This is a genomic window from Roseburia sp. OF03-24, assembly GCF_003463035.1.
GTDB classification, from domain to species: Bacteria; Bacillota; Clostridia; order Lachnospirales; family Lachnospiraceae; genus Roseburia; species Roseburia rectibacter.
Window position 1 is genome coordinate 77,139 of sequence record NZ_QSCK01000016.1, and the last position, 17,299, is coordinate 94,437.

12 protein-coding genes are annotated in these 17,299 nt (G+C 41.2%); 9 read left to right on the forward strand and 3 right to left on the reverse strand.

Features of this window, described 5'->3' with window-relative positions:
* Nucleotides 1-78: 78 nt before the first annotated feature.
* Nucleotides 79-909 carry a hypothetical protein gene (locus DXA60_RS09955; protein WP_117921093.1) on the reverse strand — a complete coding sequence of 277 codons (831 nt, stop codon included), beginning with the start codon at nt 907-909 and terminating at the stop codon, nt 79-81.
* Nucleotides 910-931: 22 nt separating this feature from the next.
* Nucleotides 932-1,678 carry a hypothetical protein gene (locus DXA60_RS09960; protein WP_117921094.1) on the reverse strand — a complete coding sequence of 249 codons (747 nt, stop codon included), beginning with the start codon at nt 1,676-1,678 and terminating at the stop codon, nt 932-934.
* Nucleotides 1,679-1,943: 265 nt separating this feature from the next.
* Between DXA60_RS09960 and DXA60_RS09965 the strand changes: the two genes are divergently transcribed.
* The 3 genes from DXA60_RS09965 to DXA60_RS09975 are packed head-to-tail and all read left to right on the forward strand — an operon-like array spanning nt 1,944 to nt 4,874.
* Nucleotides 1,944-3,242: a hypothetical protein gene (locus DXA60_RS09965; RefSeq protein WP_243006835.1), complete on the forward strand. Its 1,299-nt coding sequence runs from the start codon at nt 1,944-1,946 to the stop codon at nt 3,240-3,242.
* Nucleotides 3,235-3,900 carry a DUF6320 domain-containing protein gene (locus DXA60_RS09970; protein WP_117921096.1) on the forward strand — a complete coding sequence of 222 codons (666 nt, stop codon included), beginning with the start codon at nt 3,235-3,237 and terminating at the stop codon, nt 3,898-3,900. Before DXA60_RS09965 ends, DXA60_RS09970 begins: the two co-directional genes overlap by 8 nt.
* 47 nt (nt 3,901-3,947) lie before the next feature.
* A complete protein-coding gene (locus DXA60_RS09975; protein WP_117921097.1) occupies nt 3,948-4,874 on the forward strand; it encodes an alpha/beta hydrolase in 927 nt (308 codons plus the stop codon).
* Here DXA60_RS09975 and DXA60_RS09980 read toward each other — a convergent pair.
* Entirely contained in the window at nt 4,849-6,090 is a 1,242-nt protein-coding gene (locus tag DXA60_RS09980) for a 6-phosphofructokinase (protein WP_117921098.1), read from the reverse strand. The genes DXA60_RS09975 and DXA60_RS09980 overlap by 26 nt on opposite strands.
* A gap of 132 nt (nt 6,091-6,222) precedes the next feature.
* Here DXA60_RS09980 and DXA60_RS09985 point away from each other — a divergent pair, with 132 nt between their 5' ends.
* From DXA60_RS09985 to radA, 6 genes are all read left to right on the forward strand, one after another.
* Complete coding sequence (locus tag DXA60_RS09985) at nt 6,223-7,089, forward strand: 4Fe-4S cluster-binding domain-containing protein (RefSeq protein ID WP_117921099.1); 867 nt, start codon at nt 6,223-6,225, stop codon at nt 7,087-7,089.
* A gap of 69 nt (nt 7,090-7,158) precedes the next feature.
* Nucleotides 7,159-8,463, forward strand: a complete 1,305-nt coding sequence (locus DXA60_RS09990; protein WP_117921100.1) for a cadherin-like beta sandwich domain-containing protein — start codon at nt 7,159-7,161, stop codon at nt 8,461-8,463.
* A gap of 22 nt (nt 8,464-8,485) precedes the next feature.
* Nucleotides 8,486-10,933: an ATP-dependent Clp protease ATP-binding subunit gene (locus DXA60_RS09995; RefSeq protein WP_117921101.1), complete on the forward strand. Its 2,448-nt coding sequence runs from the start codon at nt 8,486-8,488 to the stop codon at nt 10,931-10,933.
* Between the two features lie 111 nt (nt 10,934-11,044).
* Nucleotides 11,045-11,455, forward strand: a complete 411-nt coding sequence (locus tag DXA60_RS10000; RefSeq protein WP_117921102.1) for an endosialidase — start codon at nt 11,045-11,047, stop codon at nt 11,453-11,455.
* A gap of 234 nt (nt 11,456-11,689) precedes the next feature.
* Nucleotides 11,690-15,625 (forward strand): fibronectin type III domain-containing protein, encoded by a 3,936-nt coding sequence (locus tag DXA60_RS10005; protein ID WP_117921103.1) that lies wholly within the window; start codon nt 11,690-11,692, stop codon nt 15,623-15,625.
* 74 nt (nt 15,626-15,699) lie between these two features.
* The gene (gene radA / locus DXA60_RS10010) at nt 15,700-17,085 is read left to right on the forward strand and encodes a DNA repair protein RadA (RefSeq protein WP_117921104.1); all 1,386 of its coding nucleotides are present in this window, start codon (nt 15,700-15,702) and stop codon (nt 17,083-17,085) included.
* Nucleotides 17,086-17,299: the final 214 nt, after the last annotated feature.

Sequence of the window (17,299 nt, forward strand, 5' to 3'; positions counted from 1 at the left end):
AGCGAGGAAACCAGTTTTTGATGGTTTTCTCGCTTTTTGGTGTAATAATAAGTATATATCTGTAAAGAATACAGCCTTCTATTTTACATCATCTGCAACACGGAAGAGTGTATAGCTTATGGTTCGGATCTGTTTTTTCTTGTCCTGGTAAGTAATTGTTACAGTCGTTGGCGCAAGCAGGCTTGTATACATATTATGTGATTCATAATTATAATCAGGAGAGTATGTAGATTCATATACATAGCTGTATCCGGAATAGCTTGCATAACGTCCTAATTTAATAGCTTTTCCATTTGCGGTTTTTGTGGTTTTCTCTGTATTTGAGATGGATTTACTGGTAGAAGTTGAATAGGTTACTGTTGGTTTACTGTAAGTTCTGTATTCAATTTTCTTTAATTTATATCCTTTGTTCATTTTTACATTGATCTTGACAGAATCTTTGGTGTAAAGAGTCGAATAATCATAATATTTCCCATCGAAAGTTAAACTCTTGAAAGGATAATTGTTGGAAGAGACTGCGCTTAGTACCCTTACCTTTACAGAGAGTGATTTTACTTTTTTGTTTTTGGCATTGTATACATCAAAAGTAACTTTGTAATTACCGGTTTTCTTTGCATAGACACCGATATAGCCAGTGTTCTGAGTGGTATTCAGATTCAGGCTTGTTAATTTTGCTTTCAGATTTTTACTGTTTGTTTTTATATTTTTAATGTTTTTTCCGTATGTTCCAAGATTTACACTAATGGCATAATCATTGACATCAGGGTAGCTTGGATAATAGTAAACATCGACATTTTTTGACACACTTGGTGTGGTTGCAGCGGATACCGGAGTGGAAGGGATCATGAATAATCCGACACACAGGCAAAGTGTAAGAATGGTGCAGACAATCTGTTTCATTGATTTCATATTAAATATTCCTCCTGTTGGATTATTTTGCAAGACGCCTGATTATATAAACAAGCTGACATTTCTGTTTTGTATATTTGTCAACATAAGTGACGGTGATTGTGGTCCGGGCAGCAAGTGAAGTATAATAACTGGAACTGTCAGAGTAAGTATTACTGCTGATATAGGCATATTGACCAAGTTTTAATGTACTGTTGTTTTTGAAATTTTTAACAACTTCCTTACCTGACTTATCGTAGGTGGCAACGGTAATTTTTTTCAGCTTATACCCTTTGTTCATTCTGATGCTTAATTTGCCGGATGATTTGCCTGTAAGAGCACTGTTAATTTCTTTGTTTGCAAACTTGGCAGATTTAACCGGTGAGTCATTTTTTGCATATACGGTTACTTTACCGGAAGAAAGTTTTTTACCTGCTTTATCACAGATGTTGTAGGTTACTTTGTATGTACCTTCTTTCTTTGCATAAAGACCGATTTCTGCGTAAGGATTTGTATATTCGTCTGTGGAAGTGCTGGTATAGTAGCGGGTGTTTTTGGCAATCAGATTTTTGCTGTTTGTCTTGATATTTTTTACATAGCAGACTTTACCTTTTGGTAAATTGATATGGATATCTGAATTACTCTGTGATCTGCTGTATATACGCAGTACTTTGGTGGTTGGTGTGGTTGTGGTGGCTGCGGATACTGTTGACTGCGGCTGCAGTAAGAGCATTCCGGCGCAGAGACAGAAAGCTAAGAACAAGCTTGCTGTTCGTTTGAAAATTTTCATAAGTGAATCCTCCATTTTTATAAGTATTTTATAAATGTTACAAAAATATTATAATATGTAGAAAAATTTTATACAATCGTAAATTTAAGAAATAAATAAGAAAAATTACAGAAATATATCAGAGAATTTCAATATGCCAAAACTTGTATTTTATGTGATGTTATTTTATAATTGTATACAATAGATTGCATATTTTATAAGCCGGCTAAGGACAGACAAAATAGAAATTAAAACGGCATGCAGAGTATGCAGAAGCGAGGAATATATGAAGAAACAGAATAAAGGAGTTCCGACAAACCGTGATATCCGTTGGGACAGACTTGATAATACAGCACACCTTTTTCCGGTCATTGCCGGGGAGAGCATGAGCAATGTGTACAGGATCAGTGTTACACTGAAAGAGGAGATCAATCCGGAATTACTGCAGAGGGCACTTGATATGGTGCTTCCGAAGTTTGACGGGTTTAACTTAAGACTGCGGCAGGGGGTGTTCTGGTATTATTTTGAGGAAAACGGAAAAGCGGCGCCAAAGGTTCGCATGGAGAACAATTTTCCATGCAGATATATCCAGCAGAATAAAAACCGCAGTTATATGTTCCGTGTGACCTATTATAAATGCAGGATCAATCTGGAAGTATTCCATGTTTTGACGGATGGAATGGGAGGAATCAATTTCTTAAAAGAGCTGACTTACCAGTATCTGCGTCTGGCACATAAAGACCTGCAGGAAAAGCTGGGAGATTCATTAAGTGTTGATACGTCTTTGAACCGGGAAGACAGTTTCTTAAAAAATTACAAAAAAAGTTCCGCAAAAGGATACCAGACAAAAAAGGCATATCTGATCCGTGGAGAAAAGTTAAGACCAGGCGAGTTCGGCGTGATGCACGGTTATATGAAAATACCGGAGTTGAAAAGGGTCTGTCATGCGATGGGAATCAGTATCAACGAATATCTGGTAAGTGTGTACATCTGGAGCGTTTATACAGAATGTCTGCACGGCATGCCGTCAAAGTGTCCGATCCGTGTTGCGGTGCCGGTTAATCTGCGGCCGTATTTTAATTCTATTACCACGAAAAACTTTTTTGTCATGGTGTCCGCAGAATTTCATCCGACCAAAGAGACCTATACGTTTGCAGAGGTGGCTGAAATCGTGAAAGAAAGCCTGCGAAGCCAGATCAACCGGGAAAATCTTGAAAAGCTGTTTTCCTATAACGTTTCCAATGAAAAACTGCTGATTGCAAGAGTTGTGCCGCTTTTCCTGAAAAACCTTGCAATGAAGTATGTATATACAACTTCTGCACTTGCCAATACTGCGACGATCACAAATATCGGCAATATTTCCGTGGCAGAAGAGTACCGCCCTTATGTGGAAATGTTTCAGGCGTTTCTTGCAATGTCGAAAGGGCAGCATTTGAAAGGAACTATCTGCTCTTACGGAGATACACTTGTATTCAGTTTCAGTTATGATCTTGTGGATGCATCCGTGCAGCGTGGCTTTTTCCGGAAAATTGCTTCAGATGGGATTGCAGTAGAAATAAAGAGTAATGGAGTAAATTATGAGTAAATGCAGAAATTGTAATGTGGAGATATCAGATGAAACAGAGCGTTGTCCGCTCTGTGGGTCAGTGTTAGAGCATACAGGTGATGTGGAAAACATGTACCCGGATGTGAGAGTGCACACCAGAAAAATGACGCTGATAAGCAAGATTTATCTGTTTTGTGCACTTTTAGCTGAGGTGCTGCTTATTTATATCAATATAGTTACCGAGTCCCAAATAGCGTGGAGTGCCATTGCAGGACTGGCATTTTTCTACGGATATATGCTGATCCGCTTTGCAATCCTTGGAAAAACAGGTTACCGTGCCAAGATCACGGTACTTACGCTGATGGCGATTTTGGTCGTGATCGCGATTGATTTTGTGGTCGGATACCGTGGCTGGTCTGTCAACTATGCGATACCGGCAGCAATCATTCTGGTCGATATGGGTATTATCATATGTATGATCGTAAACCGCAGAAACTGGCAGAGCTATATGATGTGGCAGATTTTTATGATCTTATGCAGCATTGTTCCGGTAATACTGATTTTTACCGGTATCGTGACGGCACAGCTTTTTGCACTGATCGCATTTGCGTTTTCCCTGTTTCTGTTTCTTGGAACACTGATCATCGGAGACCGCAGAGCAAGAGTGGAGTTAAAGCGAAGATTTCACATTCGCTGATACATTAGAATAAAAAGAGCAAACATCAGCAGAACAGGAGCAATCGGATGAGAGAAAACGAAGCGAGCATCAGGGGAAAAGTCATGAGGGACCTGATCGCCCATGTGACAAATGATCACCTGATTGGGAAGAAGATAAAAAACGGAGAATTAAGAAAAAAGATCGGAGATTCTGAACCGCCATGGAAATGCCCGGACTGTTTTTCCTTAGAAGTGATCGGAATGGACAACTTTTCCATGGAATATTTGCAGTCAAAAGAAAATCCAAATATAGAAAAGGTCATTTTACAGCTTCATGGAGGGGGATATGTTGGAGCAATGCGGAATGCATACCGCATGTTCGCAGGACTATACTGCGAAGTCAGTCATGGAATGAGCGTGCTGACCCCTGATTACCGTGTGGCACCGGAGCATCCGTATCCGGCAGCTTTAGAGGATGCCTATGCAGCATATTGTTATCTGTTGGAGCAGGGGTGGTTTTCTGAGCAGATCATCATCGCGGGCGATTCTGCAGGGGGTGGTCTTGCAATGGCGTTATGTCATTATTTAAAAGATAAGGGAAAACAGCTTCCATGCGGGATCGTAGCGATGTCACCCTGGACAGATCTTGCTGCGCGTGGAGAGTCTTATGAGACAAACTATGAGAAGGATCCTCTGTTTGGAAAAACAAGGGACAGCCTTATCTATAATAAGGATTATATCGGAGACAACGATCCGTTAAATGCTTATATTTCACCTTTGTATGGAGATTTCAGGGGATTTCCGCCGATGCTGATACAGGTCGGCTCTTATGAAATGCTGCTCTCGGATTCTGTGGATGTGGCTGCAAAAGCAAGAGAGCAGGGAGTTAAAGTAAGGATCAGTATTTATGATGGGATGTTCCACATCTTTCAGATGGCAGCAAAAATGCTGCCGGAATCTAAAAGAGCGTGGGTTGAGATCGGTAAATTTATTGATGTTTTGCTAAATGACTGACATCCATATAAACCGGGATACCATTTTCATATTTTACCGGAACTTCACCGAGTACGAGTGGGGCAAGGTAATCAATAAGCGGCTGCGCAACATCATTGCCGGCATCATTGATCCATTCTCTCGGAATTGATTTTGCTTCGTTTGCAATGTGTCGGATCTCGGCATGCTCATATGCGATCTCATATGGGGCATCGGAGATACGGCGCATTGTTACCATGGAAGCGGTAACCGCTTCTTCGGAAAGTGCAACAGCTTTTCTGCCGAGAGCAAATGCCTCATCAAGATCAGTCTTTGAAGCGAGATGTGCTGCGCAGCGCTGTAATACGTTGACTTCTACGGAACGGACTTTGACACCAAGTTTTTCCTTGACTAAAAATTCAAGCGTTTTTCCGGCGCCGCTTAACTGGCTGTGCCCGAACGTGTCAACAGAACTCTCAGAAGCACTGATATAGTTGCCGGAAGCATCACGGATACCTTCGGATACGGCAACGATCACGTTGTTACGCTCAAAAAGCATACGCTTTACATCCAGTAAAAAATCTTCTTTATCAAATGGAACCTCCGGGAGATAAATCAGATGAGGTGCTGTATTATAACCGTTTCTTGCGAGTGCAGATGCAGCAGTCAGCCATCCGGCATCACGTCCCATGATCTCGACGATCGTCACACTCTTGACTGCATAGATAAATGTGTCATGTGCGATCTCTAAAAGAGAAGATGCGATATATTTTGCAGCAGAACCAAATCCAGGTGTATGGTCTGTTTCGCAGAGATCATTGTCAATGGTCTTTGGAATACCGACAATACGCACCGGACTGCCGATTTTTTTGCCATATTCGGAGAGCTTTAAGACGGTGTCCATGGAATCATTGCCGCCAATATAAAAGAATGCATCAATATGGTAAGTTTCAAACTGTTTGAAAATGAATACATAGGAAGAATCATCATCTAAATAATTCGGCAGTTTGTAACGGCAGGAGCCAAGATACATTGCCGGAGTGACTTTTAAGCGGTCGAGATATTCCGGATTCTGCTGCATTAATTCAGAAAGATTCATCAAATCATTGTTTAAAATACCTGTGATTCCGTTTAAGGAACCATAAACCGTGTCATACATATCAGAACGCATCACACCGTCGATCACACCGGCAAGGCTGGCATTGATCGCAACGGTAGGACCGCCTGACTGTGCTACCATACAGTTTTTTGGACTCATAAGAAAAACTCCTTTGTGTTTGATCTTCTTTTTGCAATGTCTATCATACAAAAAAAGACACGGTTACGCAATCATTAATTTAAATAGAAAGAGTGATGTTATACCATGAAAATATGTACATTGTGTCCTAGAATGTGTGCTGTAAACAGAGAAGCGAAAGAACGCGGGATCTGTGGACAGACAGATGAGATCAAGGTGGCACGTGCCGCACTGCATTTTTGGGAAGAACCATGTATATCGGGTGAAAAAGGTTCCGGGGCGGTCTTTTTTTCGGGCTGCGCGCTGCACTGTGTATTCTGCCAGAATGAAAATATTGCAAATGGTACGGCGGGGAAAGTCATAAGTACCGCACGTCTGTGTGAAATTTTTCTGGAACTTCAGGAGAAAGGCGCAAATAATATTAATCTTGTAACACCGGGACAGTTTGCACCACAGATCATAAAAGCAGTGGAGCTTGCCAGAGACCAGAATTTAACAATTCCGATAGTTTATAACACAAGCAGTTATGAAAATGTGGATACGATCCGTTCTCTGGAGGGAATTGTGGATATCTATCTTCCGGATTTTAAGTATCAGGATGCCGCTTTAAGTGCAAAATATTCCCATGCACCGGATTATCCTTCTGTGGCAAAGGAGGCGATAAAGGAGATGGTGCGTCAGACGGGAGAAGCTGTTTTTGAAAATGGGGAAGATTCTCTGATGAAGCGGGGGACGATCGTGCGTCATCTGATTCTGCCGGGATGTACGAAAGATTCCAAAGCAGTTTTATCATATCTGCATGAAACTTATGGCAATGAAATATATATCAGTATCATGCATCAGTTCACGCCGCTTTCCAATGTAAAAAAATATCCGGAATTAAACCGAAGGATTACGGAACGTGAATATAATGAAGTTGTCGATTTTGCGATTGATATAGGAATAGAAAATGGTTTTATCCAGGATGGAGAGACAGCTGAGGAAAGTTTTATTCCTGAATTTGACAATGAAGGAGTTTGAGGTTGACGCTTTTTCGAATATCTCATATAATTCCATAGTGATGATGGTAATAAAGGGAGTGTGAAGCAAATGAAGAGAAAAATAGCAATTATCGCTGCACTTTTCTGCATTGGCTGCATTGTGGCAGAGCCTGCGACAGATATAAAAGCTGCCGGGATTCAGGTGGCTGCTGCACAGACAACACTTTCCGCGGATAATTCGCTGGAAGTTTTATCACTTTCTGCGGGAACATTATCCCCGGATTTTACAGGAAAGACAGTACAATATACAGCTACCGTACCAAATGATGTTACAAGCGTTACGGTGACGGCAACACCGGTCAATGAATTTGCGACGGTGCAGTCGATCACAGGAAATGACAATCTTCAGGTTGGTACCAATACGATAAAAGTTGTCGTAAAGGCACAGAACGGGGCACTTGCCCAGTATACGATCACGCTGACAAGAGAAGAAGGACAGGCAGCAGACGGGCAGACGACAGACCAGCCAGCAGATGGAACGGACGGGCAGACCACAGATCAGCCGTCAGATGGACAGACGACAGACCAGTCAGCGGATGGACAGACCGCAGATCAGCCGTCAGATGGACAGACGACAGACCAGCCGGCAGATGGAACAGACGGACAGAATGCGGAGACTGAGACAGCAGAAGATGATGATACTTATAATATGGAATATCTTCAGCAGGAATACAATGACCTCTCAGAACAGTATGCGAAGGAAAAATCCTTTTCCAGAAATATGATGGGAATCATGGCATTTGTGATCGCAGTACTCGTCGTGATTATTGTTAATCTCTTATTAAGAGGAAGCAAAAGAGATGACTGGGATGATGAAGAAGATCAGGATGATTGGGACTGGGAATCTGCAAAGAAAGTAAAGGATCAGGAGCAGCAAGAGGATGCTGATTTCGAAGAAAACAGCAGTATGGAAGAAGAAAATGATATTGAACCGGAAAGAAGAGGCTTCTTCCATGGAAAGACAAAAACGGCAGATGAAACAGAAGACAGGGACGATGACGAGACAGAAAACGAAATCGGCGTGTCAAAGATCCACAAAGTACATGCAGGATTATTCGGAAGGGGTATGTCGGATGATCTTGAAGATGAGGACTGGGATGACGAGGAGGAGTTCTCACCGGTAGAGAAGAAACGTCCGGAGAAAAAAGAGCAGCCGGAGGAGAAACACCACCCGGAGAGAAAAGAGCAGCCGGAGGAGAAACGCCGTCCGGAGAAAAAAGAGCAGCCGGAGGAGAAACACCGCCCAGAGAGAAAAGAGCAGCCGGAAAGAAAACATACTCCGGAGAAAAAACATATTCCGAGAGAAGAAGAGGAAGATGATGATTTAGAGATCATCGATTTAAATGATTTATAAATAGGAACAGAATGGAGAGACTATGCAGATACGATATACAACAAAGGCAAAAAAAGCAATTGATCTGGCTTCAAAAATGTCGAAATCACTGCATCACCACTATATTGGAACGGAACATATCCTGATCGGACTTTTAAAGGAAGGAACAGGTGTTGCTGCACAGGTGTTAAATGAAAATGGTGTCGAGCTTGACAAAGTCATGCAGCTGATCGAAGAACTGATTGCGCCGGACGCACAGGTGTTGACGGCAGAGGCAAAAGAATATTCACCAAGAGCATTGCAGGTGTTAGAAGGTGCAGCCAGAGAGGCAGCGCGTTTTCATTCAGAGGAGATCGGAACGGAGCATATTCTGATCGCAATGATGAAAGAGACGGAGTGTGTGGCATCGAGACTTTTAAATACGTTAGCAGTCAATATCCAGAAAATGTATGTGGATATCCTGATCGCCATGGGAGAAGATGCAAGCCTGTATAAAGAAGATTTCATGAATGGAAAACCGGTGAAGAAAACTGCATCGGATACACCGGTACTAAATCAGTACTCCAGAGATCTGACTGCATTAGCAGCCGAGGGGGCATTAGATCCGCTGGTTGGCAGACAGGACGAAATCGACCGTGTAATACAGATCCTAAGCAGAAGAACAAAAAATAACCCTTGCCTGATCGGTGAACCGGGAGTAGGAAAGACAGCGATCGTTGAGGGAATTGCAGAGCGTATCACAACCGGAATGGTTCCGGACACCGTTGCTGGAAAGAGAGTGGTATCCCTTGATATGTCCGGGATCGTTGCAGGTTCAAAGTATCGTGGAGAGTTTGAGGAACGCATTAAAAAAGTACTTCAGGAAGTAAGGGCAGCAGGTAATATCCTGCTCTTTATCGATGAACTGCATACGATCATCGGGGCAGGTGGAGCGGAAGGTGCGATAGATGCATCTAATATTTTAAAACCGGCACTTGCACGTGGAGAACTGCAGCTGATCGGTGCAACAACGATTGATGAATACCGCAAATACATTGAAAAAGATGCTGCATTAGAGCGCAGATTCCAGCCGGTTACAGTGGAAGAACCAACAGAAGAAGAGGCAGTGCAGATCTTAGAAGGACTGCGGGACCAGTATGAAAAGCATCATCAGGTAAAAATCACGGATGAGGCAGTATCAGCAGCAGTTCGCCTGTCGGCACGTTATATTAACGACCGTTTCCTGCCAGATAAAGCAATCGATCTTATGGATGAGGCGGCAGCAAAAGTACGTCTGCGTGCAGGTGGAAGACCGGAAGAAGTTGTGGAACTGCGACACCGCATTAACATGTTAGAAGAGGAAATGCTGGAATTTTTACATGACGGTGATGTGGAAGGTGCAAAGCAGAAGAAAAATGAAAAAGAAGAGTGTGAAGAACAGCTTACCAAAATACAGACAAAGGCAAAGAAAGATGGCCGCAGTAAAAAGTTAAAAGTGACAGAAGACGATATTGCAGATGTGGTATCCAGATGGACAAAAATCCCGGTGAGAAAAATTGCCGAAGGGGAGGCTGCGCGCTTAAGAAAATTAGAGGCTACTTTACACAAACGTGTCATCGGTCAGGAGGATGCAGTAAGTGCGGTGGCAAAAGCAGTGCGCAGAGGCCGTGTAGGATTAAAGGATCCGAAGCGCCCGATTGGTTCATTCCTGTTTTTAGGACCGACCGGTGTCGGAAAAACAGAGATATCAAAGGCACTTGCGGAAGCGGTGTTTGGCAGTGAAGAGTCCATGATCCGCGTTGACATGTCAGAATATATGGAAAAACACAGTGTATCAAAGATGATCGGATCACCGCCAGGATATGTAGGACATGAGGAGGGCGGACAGCTCAGTGAAAAAGTGCGCCGGAATCCATATTCTGTGATCCTGTTCGATGAGATCGAGAAGGCACATCCGGATGTATTTAATATTCTGCTTCAGGTACTTGATGATGGACATATTACAGATTCACAGGGACGCAAGGTAGATTTTAAAAATACGATCATCATTATGACTTCAAATGCCGGAGCACAGGCGATCGTTGAGCCGAAAAAACTTGGATTTGCAGCTTCAGATGATGAAAAACAGAATTACGACCGGATGAAAAACAGTGTTATGGAAGAGGTGCGCCGTATTTTTAAACCGGAGTTTTTGAATCGTATTGACGAGACAATTGTATTCCGTTCATTGAATAAAGATGATATGGAGCAGATTGTTACCCTGATGTTAAAAGAACTTACAGAACGCTGTGAAAAACAGATGGGAATCCACCTTATCGTACGTGGCAGCGTTAAGAAGTATATCGTAAATAAGGCATACAACCCGAAATATGGTGCAAGACCGCTGCGTCGTCAGATTCAGAATGATATTGAGGATGAGCTGGCGGAAGAAATTTTATCTGGAAAAGTGAAAAAAGACATGGATGTGACCGTGACAATTCACAAAGAAAAGATCGTGTTCGAAACAAAATAAATTTTTACTGAAATATCCGGGAAAGCACTGGAAATCGTAACATGGATATTATATAATAAGGGCACAAAATTTTACGATAAAGAGAAAACTACTTTATCACAGGAGGAAAAAATGGCAACGATCAGCGAATTAATTCGTTCAGAAGCAGATGGAACGATCAGTTTTGGGGATTACACATTAGGTGCAAAGGCGAAACTTGATAATTTCGAACACCAGGGAGATATCTACAAAGTGAAGACATTTTCCGAGATTACAAAGTTAGAGCGCAATGGCATGTTCGTGTATGAATCTGTTCCGGGAACGGCTGTCATGAATCTGAAAGCAACAGATACAGGCCTGACATTTCAGGTAGAGGGACCGGAAGATGCACAGATTACAGTGGGACTTGAGGATGAGGCAGAGTACGACATCACGATCGATGGCGCAGATGCAGGAAAGATGAAGACAAATCTTGGTGGCAAGTTAAGTTTAAGTGTAGAGCTTGGTGACCATCCGGTAGATGTGAAAGTTACAAAGTGCTAGAAACGGAAAATGAAATCAAAAGAGGCTTATGTGTCAAAGCGGCATGTAAGCTTCTTTTTTTATGTAATAGGAAATTTCGTTGAAATTCCCTGTTACATAAAATGACCACAGAGTCTGTATCGTATTGTTGTGTGTACACTCAGGTACGAAAGTACGATTGACTGCCAAAAACTGTTAAAGTAACATAAAAAATGCGCGTGATTACGCGTAATAAATAAGAAGGAGAAAAAGGTTATGAAAAGAAAAAAGCTCACGGGCTGGAAACGTATGGCGGCATTTGCGATGGCGCTAACGCTGACGATAGGAGATGGTGCATCAGTGTGGGCTGCTGTAGTGCCACAGACAGTCACAGAAACCGCAGTACAGACAGAAGATGCGATGGAAGCTGTCGGGGCTACGGAACAGACAGAAAGTGAAGCAGACAGTGAGTCTGTGGAAAATGACAACGGGCAGACGAAAGAGAGCGAGGCAGCAGAAGTATCAGAAGTTACAGAGACAACAGAAAAAGTTGACGAGACGGAAACTGAGGGAACAACTGAGAACGTGAATAACACAGAAACAACAGAAGATACGGAGAATAATGACGAGACGGAATCTGTGGAAACTGAGACTGAGACAGAAACGGAACAGGAAACTGAAAAAGAAACCGAAGAAGAGACAGAAGAAGAAACCGAAGAGGAAGAACGGGCTGCAATCGATAAGCCGTCAAAGGTCATCAATGTAAGCGGAGAAAGAAATTGTTATACTCTGACCACACAGTCCGGGAAGCTGTTGAGATATGTTTATGTAAATCAGTTTCAGAATGGCGTGATCGTGGCAGGTACGCCGGATGAGAGAGTTGATTATAAAATAGTCAAAAGAAGCAGTTTATGGGATAAGACAGTAGGATTATATAAGTATGGCAATGACTATTATGGACAGTGTGGCAGCACGGATATTGATGGATTCGTAAGACTGTATTATAAGGCGGAGACCATAATAAAAGGAAATACAGAGCAGTATAAAGATGCATATGGTATGTATAAGGTCAATGGAAAGACGTATCTGTATATGCAGACATGCGATAGAACCGGTTATCATTACATAACGGAAGGTGATGAGATTACGGAGATCGGTATGTGTGATTCGGACGAAGAATGTCAGAATGTAATAGACCGCTATGCGGTAAAAGATGGCGATAAAGTGATTTATTATAATTATAATGGTAACTTTTATAAAAAATTACAATCTATTAGAAAATATGATTCAAAGTCAAAAACATATAAATATATTGTATATGCAGGCAGAGGATATGAAATTTCATTTGAAAAATCAAATGTAAAGATAAGCTGGAATGAGATTACAAATGATAAGGCGACACTCAAAAATAAAGCCGGAGATCTGATGAAAGTCGGATATGAGGTGATCTGCGATGGCAATACGAATGTTTACGGCATGTCAGGTCTGTTTCTGGATGCTTCGGAAGGAAAACTGCATGCAATGACACCGTCAGATCACGAAATAATTCCATATGTTGTCCTTTCCCAGGGACAGCAGGTAAATGTAAAAGTGCGTGCCGTATATTACCATGAAGTTACGGACATAAAGAAAGCAGAATATAAGAACTGGGATGATAACAGCAGATACATTGTAGAATCAAAACAGACGAAATATGTAGCAGACATGTATGGTCAGTGGTCAGATGTTTATACTTATAAGAATGAAGTTGTAAAACAGTTGTCGGCAGTAACCGGTGTAAAGGCATCAGTAAATGGCAAAAAAATAACGGTTTCCTGGAATCCACAGAATGGTGCAAGTAATTACCAGTTGTTTTATATACAAAGCAGCAAACCATTAAATATCACAAATGCAGACAGTTTTTTACAGTTTTACAAACATGGTGGTTCGCTGTATGATGCATATGTCAATACAAAGGGAGAAAATGATTCTTTTGAAACAGACTATACATATGCAGTGAAACCGTATTGTGATTTTACAGTAAAATCAGCATTACCGTATAACTATTTCTGCGTCAGATTAGGAGCCATGGAAGATGGGTATTATTCTGACGGAAGTTATTCAGAAGCAGCAAACGTAACATGTAATGTAAATGGAAACATACCAGTCGTAAAAAATCTGAAGATAGAAAAGACGGAAAATGGACAAAGATGGCAGCTCTCATGGACGCCGGTAGATGCAGATGTGATCATTTATGCTTTTGAAGACGGTAAGATACCGGAATACTATAATTATGAGCTTTTGAGTGCGTATGGATATTATACGGATGGTAACGGGGCACAGAAAAAACTTTATTTAGAAGATATTTTGACAGAACTTCAGAGGAAAGAGATAAAAAGTTATGTACATGCTTATAAAGCAACAGGAAGTTATGGCGCATACAGCTTCAATTCATTAAAGCCGGGAGTAAAATATACATTTGTTGCACACACGTATGATACAGACAGTTCACTTTACAAGGTACAGAAGAAACCGGTATATACAATAAACCAGAAAATAAAGATAACAGATAATCAGAAAAATGAAATATATAAAGATATGTCTGTTGAAATGACGTATTACATGGCAATGAGTGCGGCTTCAAATATGGTAAGCTGCACCGAAAAAGTAAGTGTGCCGTATGTATACACAAAAGCCGGAAAAAACAGCATAAAATTATCTTTTGATAAAGGAAATAATACAGGATACGAGATTTATCGTTTGTCTGGTAAAAAATATAAAAAAATAGCAACGATTACAGACCGTATCTATACGGATCAGAACTTAAAGCAAAATACAAAATATACTTATAAAATCCGTTCTTATTATTATGATCCGGACAGAAAAATAAAAAGTTACAGTGAATATAAGAACATTACAGCAAGTACCAGCCGTGTAAATAACATTGAATTAAAGGTTGTAAAAAGTTCAAAAAATTCAGCAAAACTTATCTGGACAAAAGTCTCTTTTGCAACGAAATATGAGATTTACAGAACTTCTGAGCTTGACAAGGATGTGACGGAAGTTAAAAACTCCTTAAATTCAGGAAACTCTGCCAACAATGTATATAACTCAAAATATGAACTGGTAAAAACGATCACAAATGCAAAAACAACAAGTTATACGGATAAAAAACTAAAATCCGGTGAGAAATATACTTATATTGTAAATGCATATTATAAGGATGGAAAAGCATTAAAATATATTTCCAGATCAGCGAGTGTTGAAATGCAGTTAGAAGCACCAAAAAATGTAGTTCTTACGAATAAAGGAAAGAATGTAAATGCAAAATGGGATGCAGACAAGTTTGCAGCAGGTTATCAGGTCAGATATGTAATATATGATAAATATGGACGGAAAAAAACAGCTACACCGAAAGTGGTTACGGCAAAGAAAAATAAATATACCATCAAAGGGTTAGCAGGTGGGGAATATGTAAACGTATCGGTAAGAGCCTATACCTCAAAAAAAATATACAGCGAATGGACAGCAGAAAAAGAATCTACTTCACTTGCGGCAGCAAAGTCCATTAAAGCTGTTTATGATACGAAAAAGAAAGCAGTAAAAATTACCTGGAAAAAGGTAAAAGGTGCAAAATATTATAAAGTATACCGTTCCATATCAATGCCGGTATATAACTCAGATGAAAAACTATATGCAGTGTCAGGAAATCTGATCGCAAAAGATTCCAATGATGATACAGGATACGAAAATGAGGCATGTTATACGGATTATTATGGAGAGACCGGTTCTGTCACAAAGACAACGGCATACGATAGGGCGCAGTTGAAAAGTGGAGTGACCTATTACTATACCGTCTGTGCATATGGAGAAAAGGGAACAAGAATAGCTTCTTATATGTCTTATGGAAGCGGTACCCAGTATGCTTCCGGTAAACCTGCATCCATTCTGTATGGTGTGAAAATTGCTGCAAAACTGAAAAACAACAAAAAGGGAACCGTTACAGTTTCTTACAATAAGGTGAAAGGCGCAAAAACATATCAGATCTACCGTGCAGAAAAAAAGAACGGTAAATATACGCTGATCGGAACCACAAAGAAAACAACTTTTGCAGATAAGAAAGCAAAGAAGAAAAAGACATACTATTACAAAGTAGTTGTAAATGGTAAAAATGCATTGCTTGCAGACTTTAAAACTCAGAGTTCTGCAGTAAAGATCAAAGTAAAAAAATAACCTTATCATCAACATTGCTTTTTACTGCAAAAGTAAGTATACTGATAAGCAATAAAAAGAGGTGGAGAAGAAATATGCCAAAGGGAAAAACAACCGTATTTTTTTGCCAGGAGTGTGGCTACGAATCATCGAAATGGATGGGGCAGTGTCCGGCATGCAGGGAATGGAATACATTTGTTGAAGAGACGATCGACAAAAAAAGTGCAGCAAAAGGCGGCAGGGTAGCAGCAAAAACAACGGAAGCGAAGACAGTTCCGCTCTCGCAGATCGAGATGACACAGGATAAGCGTATGTCGACAGACATGAAAGAACTTGACCGTGTGCTTGGAGGTGGGATCGTGCAGGGCTCTTTAGTACTGGTAGGCGGTGATCCGGGAATCGGTAAATCAACGCTGCTTTTACAGGTATGCCGGAATTTATCAGAGAAAGGTGTGCGTGTATTATATATATCAGGAGAGGAATCTCTGCAGCAGATCAAGATAAGGGCAGAACGTATCGGAACCTTTGGTGATTCGCTGACACTTTTATGTGAAACGAACTTAGACACGATAAAGTCTGTTATCGACAGGGAAAAACCGCAGATCGTGATCATAGATTCCATACAGACTATGTATAATGAGGAAGTTTCCTCTGCGCCGGGCAGCGTATCACAGGTGCGTGAGTCTACGGGAGTATTTATGCAGATCGCAAAGGGAATGGGGATTTCCATTTTTATCGTTGGTCACGTGACAAAAGAAGGAGTGGTTGCAGGACCGAGGGTCTTAGAACACATGGTGGATACCGTACTTTATTTTGAAGGGGACAGACATGCGGCATACCGTATTCTGCGCGGCGTCAAAAACAGATTTGGTTCAACAAATGAAATCGGAGTGTTTGAAATGAGGCAGAACGGACTGATGGAAGTGGAAAATCCTTCAGAATATATGCTGAGTGGAAAACCGGAAGGTGCATCCGGTTCTGTGGTTGCATGTTCCATGGAAGGAACCAGACCGATTCTGGTGGAGGTACAGGCGTTAGTCTGCCACAGTAATTTTGGCATTCCGCGGAGAACTGCAGCAGGTACAGATTTTAACAGGGTAAATCTCCTGATGGCTGTGCTTGAAAAAAGGCTGGGATTAAAACTGGGAGACTGTGATGCTTATGTTAATATTGCAGGCGGCGTAAAAATGAATGAGCCGGCAATCGATTTAGGAATTGTACTTGCTATCATCTCAAGCTACCGTGAAAGACCGATCGATGAAAAGACAATCTGTTTCGGAGAAGTGGGCCTGAGTGGGGAAGTGCGTGCAGTCAGCATGGCAGAGCAGCGTGTGACAGAAGCGAAAAAACTAGGATTTAATGAATGTATCCTGCCACAGGTCAGCCTGGATTCCATGAAAGATAGTGGAACTGTACCGAAAGGAATCCGCCTGACCGGTGTCAGATCAGTAAAAGATGCGATGGATGCGATACTGAAGTAAAAAGCAGTGAAGTGATTACAGCCTGATTTAAGTGTATGAATGCATTTAAATCAGGCTGCAAATTTTTTAGATGAAAAAATATAAAAAAAGAGTTGACAGAAAAAGAGACAGATGATATTATAGTCAAGCTGACCGCAAGATGTGACATAATCTTACAGCGGACAACCTCATTTTGGAAAAACTTCCAAAATAAAATAAAAAAGTTGTTGACAAA